The organism is Rhizobium sp. P2_G2, assembly GCF_056403555.1.
The window spans coordinates 48655-66128 of sequence record NZ_JBFUFF010000029.1; the positions used below are offsets into that span (position 1 = coordinate 48655).

General features: G+C 61.4%; 14 protein-coding genes. 7 read left to right on the forward strand and 7 right to left on the reverse strand.

The features are described from left to right. Positions 1 to 36 precede the first annotated feature (36 nt). A complete protein-coding gene (locus AC1D06_RS20650; RefSeq protein WP_477875464.1) occupies positions 37 to 615 on the forward strand; it encodes a sigma-70 family RNA polymerase sigma factor in 579 nt (192 codons plus the stop codon). Between the two features lie 2 nt (positions 616 to 617). Further along, the gene (locus tag AC1D06_RS20655; RefSeq protein ID WP_477987706.1) at positions 618 to 1271 is read left to right on the forward strand and encodes a ChrR family anti-sigma-E factor; all 654 of its coding nucleotides are present in this window, start codon (positions 618 to 620) and stop codon (positions 1269 to 1271) included. A gap of 120 nt (positions 1272 to 1391) precedes the next feature. On the opposite strand, the gene AC1D06_RS20660 is transcribed toward AC1D06_RS20655, so the two are convergent. Then, positions 1392 to 2150, reverse strand: coding sequence for an endonuclease/exonuclease/phosphatase family protein (locus AC1D06_RS20660; protein ID WP_477875466.1), 759 nt, complete (start codon positions 2148 to 2150; stop codon positions 1392 to 1394). Between the two features lie 65 nt (positions 2151 to 2215). After that, positions 2216 to 3667, reverse strand: a complete 1452-nt coding sequence (gene cls, locus AC1D06_RS20665) for a cardiolipin synthase (protein ID WP_477987707.1) — start codon at positions 3665 to 3667, stop codon at positions 2216 to 2218. A gap of 206 nt (positions 3668 to 3873) precedes the next feature. Here cls and AC1D06_RS20670 point away from each other — a divergent pair, with 206 nt between their 5' ends. Beyond that, positions 3874 to 5217 carry an Nramp family divalent metal transporter gene (locus tag AC1D06_RS20670; RefSeq protein ID WP_477875468.1) on the forward strand — a complete coding sequence of 448 codons (1344 nt, stop codon included), beginning with the start codon at positions 3874 to 3876 and terminating at the stop codon, positions 5215 to 5217. A 20-nt stretch (positions 5218 to 5237) separates the two neighbouring features. Here AC1D06_RS20670 and AC1D06_RS20675 read toward each other — a convergent pair whose 3' ends face one another. The 5 genes from AC1D06_RS20675 to AC1D06_RS20695 form a co-directional block, all read right to left on the reverse strand. Next, entirely contained in the window at positions 5238 to 5702 is a 465-nt protein-coding gene (locus AC1D06_RS20675; RefSeq protein WP_477987709.1) for a GNAT family N-acetyltransferase, read from the reverse strand. A gap of 134 nt (positions 5703 to 5836) precedes the next feature. Continuing rightward, a complete protein-coding gene (locus AC1D06_RS20680) occupies positions 5837 to 7744 on the reverse strand; it encodes a DEAD/DEAH box helicase (RefSeq protein ID WP_477987710.1) in 1908 nt (635 codons plus the stop codon). Positions 7745 to 8043: 299 nt separating this feature from the next. Then, positions 8044 to 8412, reverse strand: a complete 369-nt coding sequence (locus AC1D06_RS20685; RefSeq protein ID WP_477987735.1) for a GFA family protein — start codon at positions 8410 to 8412, stop codon at positions 8044 to 8046. Between the two features lie 72 nt (positions 8413 to 8484). Further along, positions 8485 to 8853, reverse strand: coding sequence for a GFA family protein (locus tag AC1D06_RS20690; protein WP_477875470.1), 369 nt, complete (start codon positions 8851 to 8853; stop codon positions 8485 to 8487). A gap of 65 nt (positions 8854 to 8918) precedes the next feature. Further along, positions 8919 to 10505: a trimethylamine methyltransferase family protein gene (locus AC1D06_RS20695; RefSeq protein ID WP_477987711.1), complete on the reverse strand. Its 1587-nt coding sequence runs from the start codon at positions 10503 to 10505 to the stop codon at positions 8919 to 8921. 252 nt (positions 10506 to 10757) lie between these two features. On the opposite strand from AC1D06_RS20695, the gene AC1D06_RS20700 reads away from it, so the two are divergent. From AC1D06_RS20700 to der, 4 genes are all read left to right on the forward strand, one after another. After that, positions 10758 to 14525 carry a PAS domain-containing hybrid sensor histidine kinase/response regulator gene (locus AC1D06_RS20700; protein WP_477987712.1) on the forward strand — a complete coding sequence of 1256 codons (3768 nt, stop codon included), beginning with the start codon at positions 10758 to 10760 and terminating at the stop codon, positions 14523 to 14525. Positions 14526 to 14597: 72 nt separating this feature from the next. Further along, positions 14598 to 15182 carry an NnrU family protein gene (locus tag AC1D06_RS20705; protein WP_477875473.1) on the forward strand — a complete coding sequence of 195 codons (585 nt, stop codon included), beginning with the start codon at positions 14598 to 14600 and terminating at the stop codon, positions 15180 to 15182. A 97-nt stretch (positions 15183 to 15279) separates the two neighbouring features. Then, the gene (locus tag AC1D06_RS20710; protein ID WP_477875662.1) at positions 15280 to 15957 is read left to right on the forward strand and encodes a tetratricopeptide repeat protein; all 678 of its coding nucleotides are present in this window, start codon (positions 15280 to 15282) and stop codon (positions 15955 to 15957) included. Positions 15958 to 15992: 35 nt separating this feature from the next. After that, positions 15993 to 17420 carry a ribosome biogenesis GTPase Der gene (gene der, locus AC1D06_RS20715; RefSeq protein ID WP_477987713.1) on the forward strand — a complete coding sequence of 476 codons (1428 nt, stop codon included), beginning with the start codon at positions 15993 to 15995 and terminating at the stop codon, positions 17418 to 17420. Positions 17421 to 17474 lie beyond the last annotated feature (54 nt).

The window sequence follows — 17474 nt, forward strand, 5'->3', positions numbered from 1 at the left end:
CACAGTCCCGGATTTCGCAGCCCCCAGGCGTCCTATATGGTAAACGCGGGGGAGCGTAGTCTCGTACTGTTGCCAGAGGAGCTTCTGCTTCTCCTGCGTCGAGTTGCGGAACTCCGCGACCGGCAGGCTTTCGCATCGCTGTTCCGCTTTTATGCCCCGCGACTGAAATCTTTCCTGCTCAAACAGGGCTTTTCCGATACTGAGAGCGAGGACCTCGTTCAGGAGACCATGCTCAATCTATGGCGCAAGGCGGAGAGTTTCGATGCCGCGAGAGCCGGTGTGTCGACCTGGATTTTTACCATTGCCCGCAACTGCGGTATCGATCGGCGCAGGCGCACGGGCAAGGTTGTCGCTGTTCCAGTCGAAGGCGATCTCGATGAACCCGATCCGGATCCGTCTGTCGAACAACAGATCATCGTGCGCGAAAATGAGGCGGCGGTGCGTGCGGCGCTCGGTCGCTTGCCCGAAGAGCAGGCAGCGGTTATCCGGCTTTCCTACTTTTCCGATAATCCGCAGGTGGAAATCGCCCGGGTGCTGAATATTCCGCTCGGCACGGTGAAATCGCGCGTCAGGCTCGCTTTGCAGCGGCTGCGCCAGATGATGGAAGACGGTTAGTCATGGCCATCACCCATCTCGCAAGCGACACGCTGCTTCTGGACTACGCGACCGGCCGCTTAAGCCCGGCGCCGGCGCTTGTCGTCGCTACCCACCTGGCGATGACGGAAGAGAGTGCTGACCGTCTCTCTGATCTAGAAGCCGTCGGCGGCGCATTGCTCGATGCAGAGAGTATGGCCGATGTCACTCCCGACCTGTTCGAGCGGATGTTGGCGCGGCTGGAAGAGCCGGGGCCGGCGTCAGAACGCCTCGTGCCGCGCGACCATTCAGGCCTCGATATGGGCGTCGAACTGCCGGCGCCCTTGGCTACACGCAAGATCGGCAAATGGCGGACGGTGGCGCCTGGCGTGCGGTTTGCCACTGTCGATGTCTCGGAGGATCAGGCCTACAAGGTCGTTCTGCTGCGTGTCGGGCCGAACAGAGGCCTGCCGCAGCACGGACATGACGGCAGCGAACTGACCGTGATTCTCAAAGGCCATTTCAGCGATGAAGGCGGCGTCTATGGCCCTGGCGATATCCAGGAAGAGGATGGAGACTCCAGCCACCAGCCGATGGTCGGTCCCGAAGGTGAATGCATCTGCGTCACCGCCATCGAGGGTCATCTGGTGCCGGAAGGTTGGATTGCGCGGATATTGATGCGGGCGTTTGGGTTCTGAGCGAATTCGGTCGCTGGCAGTCTGAGTTAGATAGCGAATAGTTAGTTGTCGGTGGTCTCCACCGTGTGGACATGCGATTATTGCAAACTCCAAAAAACTATTCGCTATCCGCGCTTCCGATTACCCGCCACTTGCCGTCCCCAATACTTTCGTCTTGATCGGCAAATGGTCCGACGCAACCCGCGCCAGCGACGAGTCATGCACGACTACGCTGTCGATCAGTCCGGCGCGGTCAGCGATGATCCGGTCCAGTGCCAGGAAAGGCAGGCGGGAGGGGAAACTGGCCACGGCGGCCGGCAGGCCGCCGAAGGCGGTGCGGAAGGAGTTGAGCGGCGATTGTTCTCCCATTCGCCATTCGTTGAAATCGCCGAGCAGCAGTGTCGGCCGTGCAGTGTGCTTCTTCATGATGTCGAGCAGCCGTTCGGCTTGTTGCTGACGGGATCTGCGCAACAGGCCGAGATGGGCGGCGATGATACGCAGCGCGGGGCCGCCGTCGAGGTCGATATCGGCGAGCAGCGCGCCGCGCGGCTCGAGCCCCGGCAGTTGGAATTCATGCGTGGCACTGACCATGTCCTTGCGCACCATGACGATATTGCCATGCCAGCCATGGGCGGCCGAGGTTTTGGAGAGCGGTACGGGCACGAGGCCGCACTCATGGTCGAGCCGCGAAAGGTTGAGCAGGCCCTTGCGTTCACCGAAGCGGGTGTCGACCTCCTGCAGCGCGATAATGTCAGGGCCGATCTCGCGGATCACCTCGACGATGCGGTCCGGATCACGCTTGCCGTCGGTGCCAACGCATTTGTGGATGTTGTAGGAGGCGACGATCAGGTCGCCGTGCGCCTTCTGCATCTGGCTGGGTGCCGAGGGCCGCGAACGCATGTTTCGGATCGCCGTGAGGATCATGGTGCCACCTCTTTCCTCTAACTTATGACGTGGCTTTCGGTTCACAAATAGGGTGAGCCGAGCCAGATGAATTTTTCGAGCAGCCTGAGCGGAAAGGGCCGCTTGTGGATATCGATCAACGTCACCTCCCGGCTGGCGGCGATCGCATGATCTATGCGCTCTGCGACCGCCGCGGCAAAGCTGCAGTCGAGGATCTCGAGGTCGACTTCGAAATTCAGTCGCAGCGAGCGCGGGTCGAGATTGCTGGAGCCGACATAGGACCATTGTCCATCGATGGTCAAAAGTTTGGAATGGTTGAATGTGCCGGCCACCCGCCAGATATGGCAGCCGTGCCTGAGCACCTGGTCGAACTGGGCGGTCATGGCGAAATCGACGAGCCTAAGGTTGTTTTCGAGCGGCACGACGATGTCGATGCGGACGCCGCGTTGCGCCGCTGTCACAATGGCGCTCACCACTTCGCGGTCCGGCAGGAAATAGGGCGACATGATGCGGATGGAATGATGGGCAACCGAAAAAGCACCCATCAGCATCTTGTGGTTTGTCTCCAGGCTGGCATCGGGGCCGGAGGAAACGACCCGAATATAGGTCGGCTCAGGCTTGTCGGCCTTCGGCAACTGGCAGACAGCCGGCTCGATCTGCTCGCCGGAGGCAAAATGCCAGTCCTCGGCCGCCACCGCGTGGAGATCGGCAACCGCCGGGCCGATCACCTTGAAATGCGTGTCGACGGCGGTGTGGTCTCCGGTGAATTCGCGGGCGAAGCCTTTGCGGATATTCATGCCGCCGGTGAAGGCGATCGTGCCATCGATGACGATGATCTTGCGGTGTGTGCGAAGATTGGCATAGGGCAGTCTCAACCCGACGATGACATTGCCGTTGAAGGTTCGGGCGTTCAGACCGTGGTCGCGAAAATAGCGCACGATGCTGGGGACGGTATAGCGGGCGCCGACAGCGTCGATCAGCACCCGCACGGCCACGCCCCGATCGCGGGCGCTTAGCAGACGGTCGGCGACGCGCTGCCCCAGTTCGTCGGAATCGAAGATATAGCTTTCGAGGATGATGCTCTCTTTGGCGGCGTCGATGGCGGCGCAAATCTCAGCATAGGCTTCGTCGCCGGTTTCGAGCAGCGTCACCGCGTTGCCGGTGGTCATTAAAAAGCGGGCGACGGTATCGCCCAGCACGTTGAGTGCGCGAAAATGACGACCGAATTCAGCAGCGACGGTTTCGCGGTCGAGCGCGTGCCTGCTCGACTGTTTTTCCAGCGTGCGCCATCCGGCGCGGCGCGTGGCGAGCGCGGTGTGGCGGATGCGGTTGATGCCGGCGACCATGTAAACGAATGCGCCGATCAGCGGCGAGAAGACGATGACGCCCACCCAACCGGTCGCGGCGCGCACGTCTTCCTTGGTCATCACCGCATGCGATGCCGCGACAGCACCGACGGCCACGGAGAGCGGCAAGAAAATATAAGGCCAATATTGCCTGATGACGTCAAACATACGCGCCCCGGGCGACTCGGAAATCTCCGGGAATGGTGAGACATGGCAGCGTCAGTTGCAACCTCGCAATTCTCCGATGCGGGCGACCCCGTCTGATCACCGACCGATGAAAACGCAAAACCGCAACGAAAGTTACATTGGAGACTTGTCAATTGATATTCCGCAGCTATATTGAGAATAATTCTCAATAGCAGAATGGAAACCGGATGGACGCGAATACGAACTGGAGTGCGCAAGGATGGAGGACGGATCGCGGCGACGCGCCGCTCGCCGACGTTCACCGCACAATCGTGGTCGCGAAGGGAAAATCCCGGCTCCGCCGCATGCTCGCCTTCATGGGTCCAGGCTACATGGTCGCGGTCGGCTATATGGATCCGGGCAACTGGGCGACCTCGCTGGCCGGCGGCTCCAAGTTCGGCTATACGCTGCTTTCCGTTGCGATGATTTCCAATATCATCGCGGTCATCCTGCAGTCGCTGACGGCGCGGCTTGCCATCGCTTCGGGCCGCGATCTGGCACAGGCCTGCCGCGACGCCTTCCCGAAGCCCGTGTCCTATGTGCTCTGGGCGATGGCGGAACTGGCGATCATCGCCACCGACATTGCCGAGGTGATCGGTACAGCGATCGGCCTCAACCTGATTTTCGGTATTCCGCTCGAAATCGGCGTGATCATCACCGCTCTCGATGTCTTCCTGATTCTTTACCTGCAGAAGCTTGGTTTTCGTTGGATCGAAGCCTTCGTCATGACGCTTCTGGGTGTCATTGCGGTCTGTTTTAGCGTGCAGATTGCCATGGCCGATCCTGCCTGGGGCGAGGTCATCCGCGGGTTCGCACCGACGACTGAGATCCTGAAGAATCCCGAGATGCTCTATCTGGCGCTGGGTATCCTCGGCGCCACTGTCATGCCGCACAATCTCTATCTCCATTCCGGCATCGTGCTGACGCGTGATTTCGGCGAAACGGCCGAGGAGAAGAAGAGCGCGCTCACCTATGCGACAATCGACTCCACCATAGCGCTGACGTTCGCGCTGGTGATCAATGCCGCAATCCTCATCCTCGCTGCTGCTGCCTTCCACACGACGGGGCGGACGGATGTGGCCGAACTCGGCCAGGCGCATTCGCTGCTGTCGCCGCTGCTCGGTTTTGCCGTGGCGCCGGTGCTGTTCGGCATTGCGCTGCTCGCCTGCGGCGTCAATTCGACTGTGACCGCGACGCTTGCCGGCCAGATCGTCATGGAAGGTTTCCTGCAGTTCAAGCTGGCGCCCTGGATAAGACGGCTGATTACCCGCGCCATCGCCATCGTGCCTGCGGCGGTCGTCACCATCTGGTATGGCGAGAGCGGCACCGGCAAGCTGCTCATCCTGTCGCAGGTGGTGCTGAGCCTGCAGCTCTCCTTCGCCGTGTTCCCGTTGGTAATGTTCACCGCAAGCAAGGCGAAGATGGGTGAACTGGTGTCGCCGCGCTGGTTGACCGCGGTTTCCTATGTGATCGCGGTGTTCATCGCAGGGCTGAACATCAAGCTGCTCTATGACGTGATGATGGGTGCGTAAGCATCCCGTCCATGGAGCGCCTAAAGCATCTTGTGCATGTGGACGATGACGCCGCCTTTATAGGCTTCCTGCCGATCGATCGTATAGCCGAGGTGGGAATACAGCTGGATGTTTTCGGCGAATGCCTTGTTGGTATAGAGCCGAATTTCCCGATAGCAGAGGGCGGTCGCGCATTCTTCGGCGTGACCGGCGAGCAGGCGGCCATAGCCTCTGCCCTGGAAGCCAGGCGCCACCGCCAGGTTTTCGATCATCAGGTGATCGACATTCTCGATCATTTCGACGAGAGCCACGTATTCGTCGCCGACCATGAGAAGGTCGATCAGATGTTCCCGGACGGCACTGTCATAGTCGGCGAGCATCGGGATCGGCTCCCGGCCGATAACCGGCACCCATTTCGCATAGGCCAGCCGCGTCAATTCCCGAACCGTACCCGCGTCTGCCGGTCTGGCTCGAGTGATTTGCGGTTCGGTGTCGATGATATGCATCTGTTGCACTCTTCGTCGCTCCGGCTTCGTCGCCTCATTCAACGAAAAACCCAGAAGCAAGCTTCCGGGTTTTTTTGAGGCGTCAGGCCGGATTGATCCGGGTCGCAACATTCAGTCGGGCACGGTCGGGCCGATCAGCCCTTTCGGGCGGCGCGGCGCTGGCCGCCATTGCCGCCGGAACGGTTGTCGTTGCGATTGCCGCCGTGGAACGGCTTATTGCCGCTGGCGGGGCGCGCATTGGCATTCGGCTGGCCGTTCGCATTCGGCTTACGGGCCGGGCGTGCTTCGGCCGAGCTTTCCCCGCCCAGATTGCGGTCGTCGGCAAAGCCTGCGTGACGCGCGGGCGAATGGCGGTTTGCATCGTTTCGCTTGGCGTCGGCATGGTTACGGTTGCCGCGATGGTCGGCATGGGCCGGACGGTCATTGCGTTGCGGACGATCGCCACGTGGCCGCTCTTCGCCGCGCGCCGGGCGATCGGCTTGCAAGGAATGATCCGGACGGGCGGTGCGTTCGGCCTGGGCATGCGCCGGACGATCGGTATGCTCGGGACGCGGGCCACGTGCGGGCCGTTCGCCACGAGGCTGCTGTTCGCCGCGTGCGGGACGATTGCCCTGGTGCTGATGACGTTGGCCGCCATTGCCGCGGTGGTCTCGCCGTTCGTCATCACGGCGCTCACTGCGAACCGGCCGGAACTCGCCGCCGGACAATTCCTCGACCTCGGCAAAGCTCGATTGCAGGCGTGGGCGTCGGTCTTCGCCGCGTTGGCGATTTTCCTGTTCCTGGCGCACGTTTTCCTGCTTGTCGGCGACGCGCTGTTGCTGTTGCTCGCGCTCTTCGCGCGGGCCGCGGCTGTCGGGACGACGGCCGCGATGGCCTTCGCCGCCGACGGCTTTCTGCTTGCCCTGCCAACCCGGCCGTTCGCCGGAGGCCACGGGGATCGGCATGCCCAAAAGCTTCTCGATGTCATAGAGCAGCTTGATATCCTCAGGACCGCAGAAGGCGATGGCGACACCGTCGCGGCCGGCGCGGGCGGTGCGGCCGATGCGGTGGACATAGGTGTCCGGCACGTGCGGCAGGTCGTAGTTATAGACATAGCTGATACCGGGAACGTCGATGCCGCGCGCGGCGACGTCGGTCGCGACGAGGATTTGGATATCACCGTCACGGAAACCTTTGAGCGCGCGGTCGCGCTGACCCTGGCTCTTGTTGCCGTGGATGGAGGCGACGTTGAGGCCGGTGTGGTCGAGATGCTTCATCAGTTTCTCGGCGCCATGCTTGGTCTTGCAGAACACCAGCGACAGGCCGTCGGCATTCTTCTTGAGCTCGTCCTTGAGGAGTTGCGACTTGTGGTCGCGGCCGAGCACGAAGTGGACGCGCTGCTCGACCTTGTCGGCGGTCTTGCCCGGGGGGGTGACGGCGACTTCGACCGGATCGGTCAGGTAATCCTGAGCCAGTTCGGCGATCGCCTGCGGCATGGTGGCGGAGAAGAGCATGGTCTGGCGACGCTTCGGCACCATTTTCACGATCTTCTTCAGGTCGTGAATGAAGCCGAGGTCGAGCATCTGGTCGGCCTCATCGAGCACGAGATAACGGGTGGCGGTGAGGTTGAGTGCCCTGCGGTCGCAGAGGTCGAGCAGGCGACCCGGCGTGGCGACGAGGATGTCGATGCCCTTTTCGAGTATTTTCGACTGGACATTGATCGACGCCCCACCCACCACTGTGGTGATCTTGAGCGGCGATTTGCGCGTGAAGACCTTCAGGCTTTCAGCGATCTGGTTTACCAGTTCGCGGGTAGGGGCAAGGATAAGGGCGCGGCAGGATTTCGGATCGGGGCTCGCGCCTTCCTTGATCAGGCGGGCGATGATCGGCAGGCCGAAGCCGAGTGTCTTGCCGGTGCCGGTCTGGGCGAGACCGATCAGGTCGCGGCCTTCGAGGAGATGCGGGATGGCTTGCGCCTGGATGGGGGTTGGCGTCTCGAAGCTATTGGCTGAGAGCGTGTTCAACAGATATTGAGAGAGGCCGAGCGTTTCAAAGCTGGTCACTATTGGACTACCTTTCGGGGTGCCAAACGGGTCCGCCGGAAGAGCATCATTGCCTTCCGGTTCGTCTGGCCCAAGAACCCCGCGTGAAATGGGAACTTGCATGTTTCTGGATTAAGCTTTCCGGCGCATTCGCACTCTGTATAAGGGTGCTCACAAACCGCGCTTCGACCTCTTCAACTGGCGACGTCCATCATCGCACGGGCAGCTCACGCGGCGCCCTTCGAGGGGAAAGCTGCCGCTCATGTCGTTTATTTGCCTTGAAAAGTCAAGGGGCTCTGTTCGCAGTTGCGAAATAAACCTTACCAGAGATTCTTGCCGTCGATGACGGTGACCGGCACCGCGTCGAGGTCGAAATCGTCGAAGATGCGGGCGTTGACCGCAACCCGCAGGTTTTCGAAGTTCGGCTCGCCGGTAGACCAATCCGGCGACTCGGTAAAGGTCGTGCAGCCGCAGTTCGGGCAGAAGTTATGGGCGACGAGCTTGGTCTGCCAACGATAGGTGGCGACCTCGTCGCGTGAGGTCAGAAGGTTGAACTGATCGGTTGGATAATAAGCCCAGAGCGCGCCGCGCTTGGAGCAGATGCTGCAGGTGCAGCGGGTCACAGAGGAGGGCGCTTCCGTGACTTCGAACTTGGTGGCGCCGCAATGGCAGCTTCCCTTGAGCATTATACCAGCCTCCATGTTATTTCGTGCAATGCAGTCTTCTGACCGCCGGCTCGATCATCCGGCGCTCAAATCAACTTACCACAGGCTCTTGCCATCAATAACGGTGACCGGCACGCGATCAATGTCGAAAGCATCGAAAAGCCGCGCATTGACCGCAATCCGCGGATGGTCGAAATCCGGCTCGCCGTCCACCCAGTCCGGCATCTCGGTATAAGCGCCGCAGCCACATTTCGGGCACGAGTTGAGCCGGATGGCCTCCGTTCGCCGGCGGTCGGGGGCCGAATTTTCCGTCGGCGTCAGCAGGGAGAACTGCTCCGGCGTATAGTACGCCCAGAGCGTTCCGCGCTTTGTGCAGATGCTGCAGGTGCAGCGGGTCAGGGTTCGCGGCACTTCGGTGACTTCGAATCGCGTCGCGCCGCAATGGCAACTGCCTCTCAGTCTCATCACGTCTCTCCTCTATGGCTGATGTAACCATAGCGCCAGATGGTGACAAAAACTGGCAGTGGCGATCAGAAGTCGGTCGGCACGCCACCTTCAGCTTTGCGCTTGGCGACGAAGGCGTCGAGTTCTTCCTCAACCGCGGGATCGATCGGCGGGCGCTCGTAATGGGCAAGCGTTTCCTTATAGACCTTGTTGGCGCGTTCGAAGGCGGTCGGGCTGCCGGCTTCGACCCAGGTCTCATTGTTGCGCCAGTCGGAGATGATCGGCGAATAGAAAGCGTTCTCGTAGCGCGCCAGCGTGTGCGCCGTGCCGAAGAAATGGCCGCCGGGGCCAACGTCGCGGATGGCGTCCAGCGCCAGCGCATCGTCGGAGACGTCGAGCGGGCGGAGGAACTCGGCAATCATCTGCAAGAGGTCGATGTCGAGGATGAATTTTTCGAAAGAGGCAGTCAGGCCGCCTTCGGTCCAGCCGGCCGAATGCATGATGAAATTGCCGCCGCCTTCGATCACGCCCCAGAGCGAGAAGACGGATTCATAGGCCGCCTGGGCATCGACCGTGTTGGCGGCATTGGTGTTGGAGGTGCGGTAGGGGAAGCCGTAGCGGCGGGCGAGTTGGCCGCCGGCGATCACCGCTTTCATATATTCCGGCGTACCGAAGGCCGGGGCGCCGGTCTTCATGTCGACATTGGAGGTGAAGCCGCCATAGCCGGCCGGCGCGCCCTTGCGCACCATCTGGGTGAAGGCGATGCCGCAGAGCGCCTCGGCATTCTGCTGCACCAGCGCGCCTGCCACGGTCACCGGAGCCATGGCGCCGGCCAGCGTGAAGGGTGTGAGGATGACGGCCTGGCCTGTCGAGGACATTTCGATAATGCCCTGCAGCATCGGGCCGTCGAGGCGCAGCGGCGAAGAAGAATTGATAATGGTGAACAGCGACGGTTCGCGTTCCATCTGCTCCATGCTGATGCCGCGGCCGATGCGGGCCATTTCGATGGCGTCGGTGTTGCGTTGCTTACCCAGCGAATAGGCGTGGAACGGCTTGTCCGTCAGTTTGATCAGGTCCGAGACGCAGTCGAGATGGCGCACGGAGGCGTGAATGTCGACCGGCTCGACCGGATAGCCGCCGGTGGCATGAATGACGTCATAGGCCTGCGACAGGCGCAGCAAGTCGCGATAGTCCTTCTGGTTGCCGGTGCGGCGTCCGCCTTGAAGGTCGGAGACGAAGGGGGCTGAGGCGACCGAGGCGAAGGCGAGATTGTTGCCGCCCATCTCAATATTGCGAGCCGGGTTGCGCGAATGCAGCGTGAACTGCTTCGGCACCGAGGCGATCATTTCCATGATCAGGCCACGGTCGAAGCGGACGCGCTCCTTGCCGGGCGTGACATGGGCGCCGGCGGCCTTCATACGGTCGCGGGCTTCCGGCAACATGATGTCCATGCCGATTTCTTCGAGCACGGTCAGAGAGGCATTGTGGATCGCCTCGATCTGGTCGGCGGAGAGCAATTCTGTCTTCGGGCGGCTGTTGGTGAGGTTGACGTAGGAGGAGCCACCCGCCTTGCGCACGCGCTCGGCGCCACGACCGCCCGAGCGGCGGCGACGGCCGCCATCGCCAACATTCTCTTCATGGATGGTCGCGGCCTGTGTACCCTCAGTGCTCATCTGCTGCTCGCCTGATCTCGATTTGTATAGACATAATCATAGCAAAATCGGCATTTGTCCAGGCCGATCAAAAGCGACACACGAGCTAAAATCATTGCCGCGAAAAGGCTAGGTTCTATCCTGCCTGCGTCAGCCTCGGATTCGCGGCCCAGAGCTATTTTCGAGCAAGCTTTGTATGGTTAACCGCTGGTTAAGTGAGCAATGCTAAGTTCGGTAGACCGACCACGCGCGCCTGCATTGCGGGAGAGTTTCTTGATTTACTACCGCGATCCTTTGCTGGATAAGATCTGCGATCGAATTTCCGATCTCAGCATGCCTGCCTTCATCAAGAACAGCGAACTGGTCTATGTCGCAGTCAATGACGCCTTTGCCCAGCTCTTCAATCTCCAGCCTTCCGACCTGATCGGTACGACCGGCGAAAGCACGGAACTCGAAGCCCTGCTCGATAGCGAGGACAAGGAGCGCGCCTGCCTGGTGTTCGGCGAGGACCAGAAGACGGGTTTCGTCGACCCGTTCGGCAAGGGCCGTTTCCGGGTCGAGATGGAGCGCTTCACGCTCTCAGACGGCCAGACATTTCTCTATTGCATCTTTGGTGAGATGCGCATGGCTGATGGCCAGGGTCCCGGCCTGCCGCGCGAGGCCATGCGCTTGACCGAGCGGGCGGAGGCCGGCAACGGCAAGCCCGCAGCCATATCGTCGAACAGGATGAATGGCGCCAGCAAAATGAGCGGCGAACTGGCCGAACATCTCATCGAGAGCCTGGTCGTCGGTGTCTGCATCTATGACGAAAATGACAAGCTCATTTATTTCAATGAGAAGCTTCGGGAATTCTATGTGCCGCTGATCGGCGAGCTTCAGTTGGGCATGTCGCTGCGCGACGTCCTGACAAGGCTTGCCGAGGATTGGCGCCGTGCCCACCCAGATGATGCTGAGATAAATGGCCAGACCTGGGACCGATGGGTCGATGAACGGATCGAAGCCCAGCGACTGCCGCATAGCGTCGATCTCATGCCGCTCTCCGATGGCAGGTGGGTTCAGTGCATCAACCGGCGCCTTCCGGACGGCACATTCATCGGCCTGCGCGTCGATGTCACGGACTTCAAGCGCCAGGAGAATCTGCTCAAGCAGCGTATCGAGGAAGCGAGCCTGTATCGCGAACTTCTCGACCGGTTGCCGGTCGCAGCCTTTGCGCGTGGACCCGACCAAAAACTAGCCTTCATCAACCGAGCCTATGTCAATCTGTTCGGCCGCTCGTTCGACCAGTTGATCGGCACGACCGAGGCTGAATTGCTTGGCGATTATGCCGAAGAGGTGTGGCTGGCCAATAACAACACGCTGGTCAATGGCAAGGAATATGAGCGGGAAGAGGAGACACCGGTTGCGGGCGGCCGGATCATCAGAACGATCGTCAAGACCGGCCGCCTGATCACCGAAAACAACACGCCCTATGTCGTGGGCACGTTGACGGATATATCGCCGATCCGGCAGCGCGAAATCCTGTTGCAGGAGGCCAACAGCAAGGCCGAAGCCGTTCGCCAGGATTTCGAGAACATCGTGTCGAGCGTCGATGTCGGGTTGATCGTACTCGACAAGGATTTGAACATTCTGCTGGTCAATGAAGCCTATCGCAAGCAGATATGGGGCAGGAATGAAGAGCATTGGGACGGCGACCTCGTCGGGCGCTCCTTCGCGGACCTCCTGACGAATTATTATCGTCACGCGGACAACCAGCCCACGGGATTCGAGGAACTCGAGAGCTATTGCCGGAGCCGCTTGGATGAAATCCGCTCCGGGACCGTCCTGGCGCGGGAGGTCGTTTCTCCTGACGGTACCGTGACACTCTATTCGGGCATCCAGCTTTCCGGCGGCAAGTTCCTGCTGTGCTACGTAGACGTGACCGAACTCCGCCGGCGCGACGTCGAGGTCGCGAAGACACGGGAGATGGCCGATCGTGCCCATCGCCTCGTGCGCAGCGCCACCGACACCATGCCGGAAGGACTGATGGTGATTGAAGGCGAAGACATCGTCTTTGCCAATCCCGGTCTCGCCAATGTCCTCAACGTTCCGATCGAGCTTCTCGTTTCAGGTGGCCGCTGGGAAGATGTTTTCCGCGCCACGTCGCTGCAGAACGTGCAGAATGACGAGCCGACGATCGCCGACGGCGTTGCCCGCTTCCGCGAGGCGATAGCGGCGAGGAAGGATGTCTCCTATAATTTCCCGCTCAACGACGAACGCTGGGTGCATCTCGAAATGCGCACGCGCGAGGACGGCCAGAGCGTCATCCTCTGCAGCGACCAGACGACGACGATGCGCCGTGAGGCCGAACTCAAGCGGCTGATTGCCCGGGCAGAGGCGGCCGACCGGGCGAAATCGGAATTCCTCGCCAATATGAGCCTGGAAATCCGCACGCCGATGAACGGCATTCTCGGCATGGCCGAATTGCTGGCGAAGTCGCAACTCGACACGAGACAGAAGGCCTTCCTCGAAATCATCATGAAGTCGGGGCATGCGCTGCTCACCATCATCAACGACATCCTCGACTTTTCCAAGCTCGATGCCGGGCACATGCAGCTTCGCTATGCGCCGTTTGACCCTGCCGAAGCGCTGGAGGATGTCGCCTCGCTCTACGCGCCGAAGGCATCCGAGAAGGATGTCGAGCTTTTGGTCAAGCGCTCCGGCGACACCCCAGACATGATCATGGGAGATGCAGGCCGCTTCCGGCAGATCCTCACCAACCTGATCGGCAATGCGGTGAAATTCACCGAACAGGGTTTTATCTCCGTCAGCATCGGTGCGACCCTCGATCAGGCGGGCCAGGCTATCCTCACTGTGGTGGTCGAGGACACAGGCGTTGGTATCCCGGCGGAGAAACTGAAATCGATCTTCGAAAAATTCTCGCAACTGGAAATGTCGGGCAATCGCCGGGAAGGGTCGGGACTGGGCCTGGCGATCGCGCAGCGGCTTGCCGCCATCCAGGGCGGCGCCATTTCAGTGCACAGTTCCGAAGGCAGGGGCTCCGTCTTCACCTTTACGATTCCGGTCCAGGTCGCCGCCGAACACAGCCGGCCGAAATCGCTGCCGGCGAATTTGGAAGGTGCCCGCGTGCTCTTCGTCGACGATCACACGATCGCGCGTGAGCATCTGATCAGCCATGCCGGCGAGTGGGGTTTCGAATGCGTGGGCGCCGCCGATGCGGCGACGGCGCTCTCCATTCTCGATGAGGCCGCGGCCAATGGCGTGCAGGTCGACGCTGTGGTGATCGATTGCCAGATGCCGCATGTGTCCGGTGCCGAGATGGCGCATCGCATCCGCAACGACCCGCGCTTCGAGGCGATCGCCGTCATCCTGATGACTGCGCAGGACATAGCGGCCTGCGAGAAGACGGTCGCCGGTATCCGGATCGAGGCCTATCTTGCCAAGCCAATTCGCATCCATTTGCTCAGGAACACTTTGGTCGACGTCATCCGCTCGGCCCGCGCCGATGCCGCACTGCCAAAGCAGACTGTCGTCAGCCTGCCGTTGCAGGCGATGAGCGACGTGATGGAACGCGAGCCGGCTGTGGCATCGGCCGAAGCACCGGCATCGCGGCCGGGCAAGGCGGCAATTGCCGACCGGCCCTATGTGCTGCTCGCCGAGGATAACGAGGTCAACCAGATATTCTTCTCGCAGATCCTGGAAACCGCCGGGATGCCGTATCTATTGGTCAATAATGGCGAGGCGGCGGTCAGCGCCTGGCAGCGCGCAACGCCGGCGATCATACTCATGGATACCCGCATGCCGGTGCTCGACGGTTTCGAGGCGACGCGGATGATCCGGGCGATCGAGGCGATGACCGGGCAGCACACGCCAATCGTCGGGATTGTCAGCCATTCACAGGAAGGCGACGCTGGCCAGTGCATTGAGGCCGGCATGAATGACCATATCGCCAAGCCGGTCACGCCTGAACGGTTGGAACAGAAGATCCACCAATGGGCCGCGCATGATTTTCATGCGCCGGGCGCCACCCTCTATCTCGCCTGAGGCATCGCGGCGCCGCTGGAATTCCAGTCTGCTTCACGATAGAAGTCAGGTCTGATCGGCAGGGGGCAAGGCATGGCGCTTTTCATCATCGGACTGGTTCTTTTTCTCGGCATCCATCTCGTTCGGGTCGTGGCGCCTGGCATGCGCCTGCGCATGATCGCCGCCCTGGGCGATGGCCCCTATCGCGGCGTCTATTCGGTGGCGGTCATTCTGTCGCTCTGTCTCTTGATCTACGGTTTCGGCATCGCCCGTCAGGAGACGGGCATGCTCTATGATCCGCCGATCTTCCTGCGCCATATCACGCTGCTGCTGATGCTGATCGCATTCATCGTCTTCGCCGCCGGCTTCCTGCCGTCGGGCTATATCGGCACCTATGCGAAGCATCCTCAGGTGTTGGGCGTGAAGATCTGGGCATTTGCCCATCTGCTCGCCAATGGCGGGACAGCCGAGGTGATCCTGTTTGCATCCTTCCTCGCCTGGGGTGTGATCATGCGGATTTCCTACAAACGCCGCGCCCGCAATGGCGAGATTGCCGAACGTCGCTATCAGTCCTGGACCTATGACCTCGCGGCGATTGCCATCGGCGTCATGCTTTACGGACTGTTCTTCTGGAAGCTGCATCAATGGCTGATCGGGCTGCCGATCATGGTCATGTGAGATTCTGGGATTTCCCCCTTACATTGACCACAAAATCGGGTAGAAGCGGCAATTCCACTCGATAGGTGCCCGCGTTGCGACGGAACATGCCATGACAATGATGAATGACAATGACAGCTTCATCCGCGAGGTGAACGAAGAACTGCGTTCCGAGCAGATGAAGAACATCTGGAAGCGGTTTGGGCCGATCATCATCGGCGCTGCCGTCGTCGTCGTGCTTGGCGTGGCGGGCTCTTCGCTTTATCAGTGGTGGCAGGGTTCGCAGGCTTCGGCCTCGGGCGACCGGTTCCTCTCGGCGCTCAAGGATGCCGACCAGAACCGCAAGGATCAGGCGACCAAGGAACTGGAACTGCTCACCAAGGACGGTTTCGGCTCTTATCCGGTGCTCGCCCGCCTGCGGCTGGCGGCGCTGAAGGCCGAAAAGGGCGATACCGCCGCGGCGGTCTCCGACTTCTCCGCCCTCGGTGGCGATGAGGCCGTTCCGACCGCGGTGCGCAATGCCGCGCGGTTGCGCGCGGCTTGGCTGCTGGTCGACACCGGCAACTATGACCAGGTCGCCAAGCAGGTCGAGGAACTCGCCGTGCCGTCGTCGGCTGTGCGCCACAGCGCTCGCGAAGTGCTCGGCCTCGCCGCCTGGAAGGCTGGCGACTACGCCAAGGCGCGCGACTGGTTCCAACTGATCGTCGACGATGCGGAGGCGCCGAACGGTGCCGCGCAGCGTGCCCGCATCATGCTCGCCCTCATCACAGCCAGCGGCAAGCTGTCGACCACTTGACGGCCGCAGCCCTTTTTGACGACCCGGAGCGCTTCATGACCTTTACCGTGGCTATTGTCGGGCGCCCCAATGTCGGCAAGTCGACGCTGTTCAACCGGCTGGTCGGCAAGAAGCTGGCGCTCGTCGACGACACGCCGGGCGTGACCCGCGATCGTCGGCCGGGCGACGCCAAGCTCGTCGACCTGAAATTCCGCATCATCGACACCGCCGGCCTCGAAGAGGCGCACGAGGATACGCTCGAAGGCCGCATGCGGGCGCAGACGGAAGCGGCGATCGACGAAGCGGACCTCTCGCTTTTCGTTGTCGACGCCAAGATGGGTCTGACGCCGCTCGACAACACGCTCGGCGAAATGCTGCGGCGGCGCGGCAAGCCCGTTGTGCTGGTCGCCAACAAGTCCGAAGCTCGCGGCTCCGATGCTGGCTTCTACGATGCCTATTCGCTGGGGCTCGGCGAGCCTTGCCCGATCTCCGCCGAGCACGGCGAAGGCATGCTCGACCTGCGCGACGCGATCGTCGCGGCGATCGGCGAAGACAAGGCCTTCGAGGACGAGGACGTCGCCGAAACCAACGTGGCGCTGGCGGCCGAACCGGAACTCGATGAGAACGGCGAAGAGATCGAGCCGGTCTACGACGAGACCAAGCCGCTGCGCATTGCTGTCGTCGGCCGTCCGAATGCCGGCAAGTCGACGCTGATCAACCGCTTCCTCGGCGAGGACCGTCTGCTGACCGGCCCGGAGGCCGGCATCACCCGCGATTCTATCTCGGTCGAATGGGATTGGCGTGGCCGCACGGTGAAAATGTTCGACACCGCCGGCATGCGCCGTCGCGCCAAGGTGACGGAAAAGCTTGAAAAGCTTTCGGTCGCCGATGCGCTACGCGCCGTGCGTTTCGCCGAAACGGTGATCATCGTCTTCGACGCCACCATCCCGTTCGAAAAGCAGGATCTGCATATCGTCGATTTCGCTGTCCGAGAAGGCCGTGCCGTGGTGCTCGCCTTCAACAAGTGGGACCTGATCGAGGACCGGCAGAAGGTGCTTGCCGACCTGCGCGAAAAGACCGACCGGCTGCTGCCGCAGATCCGCGGCGTGCGCGCCGTCACCGTTTCCGGCCAGACAGGCGAGGGGCTCGACCGGCTGATGCAGGCCGTTGTCGACACCGACAAAATCTGGAACAAGCGCGTCTCCACCGCCAAGCTCAACCGCTGGCTCGAATTCCAGACCCAGGGCCATCCGCCACCGGCCGTTTCCGGCCGCCGCGTCAAGCTCAAATATATGACACAGGTGAAGGCGCGTCCGCCGGGCTTCATCATCTCCTGCTCGCGGCCGGAGGCACTGCCGGAGAGCTATACGCGCTATCTGATCAATGGCTTGCGCGATGATTTCGGGCTGATCGGCGTGCCGATCCGGATTTCCTACCGCGGCACGGTCAATCCGTTCGAACACAAGGCGAAGAAGCATCGGTAGTCTTTGCGGCGCGTTCAGTCGCCAGAATAGCCCGACAAGAACGCTTGTCGAAGC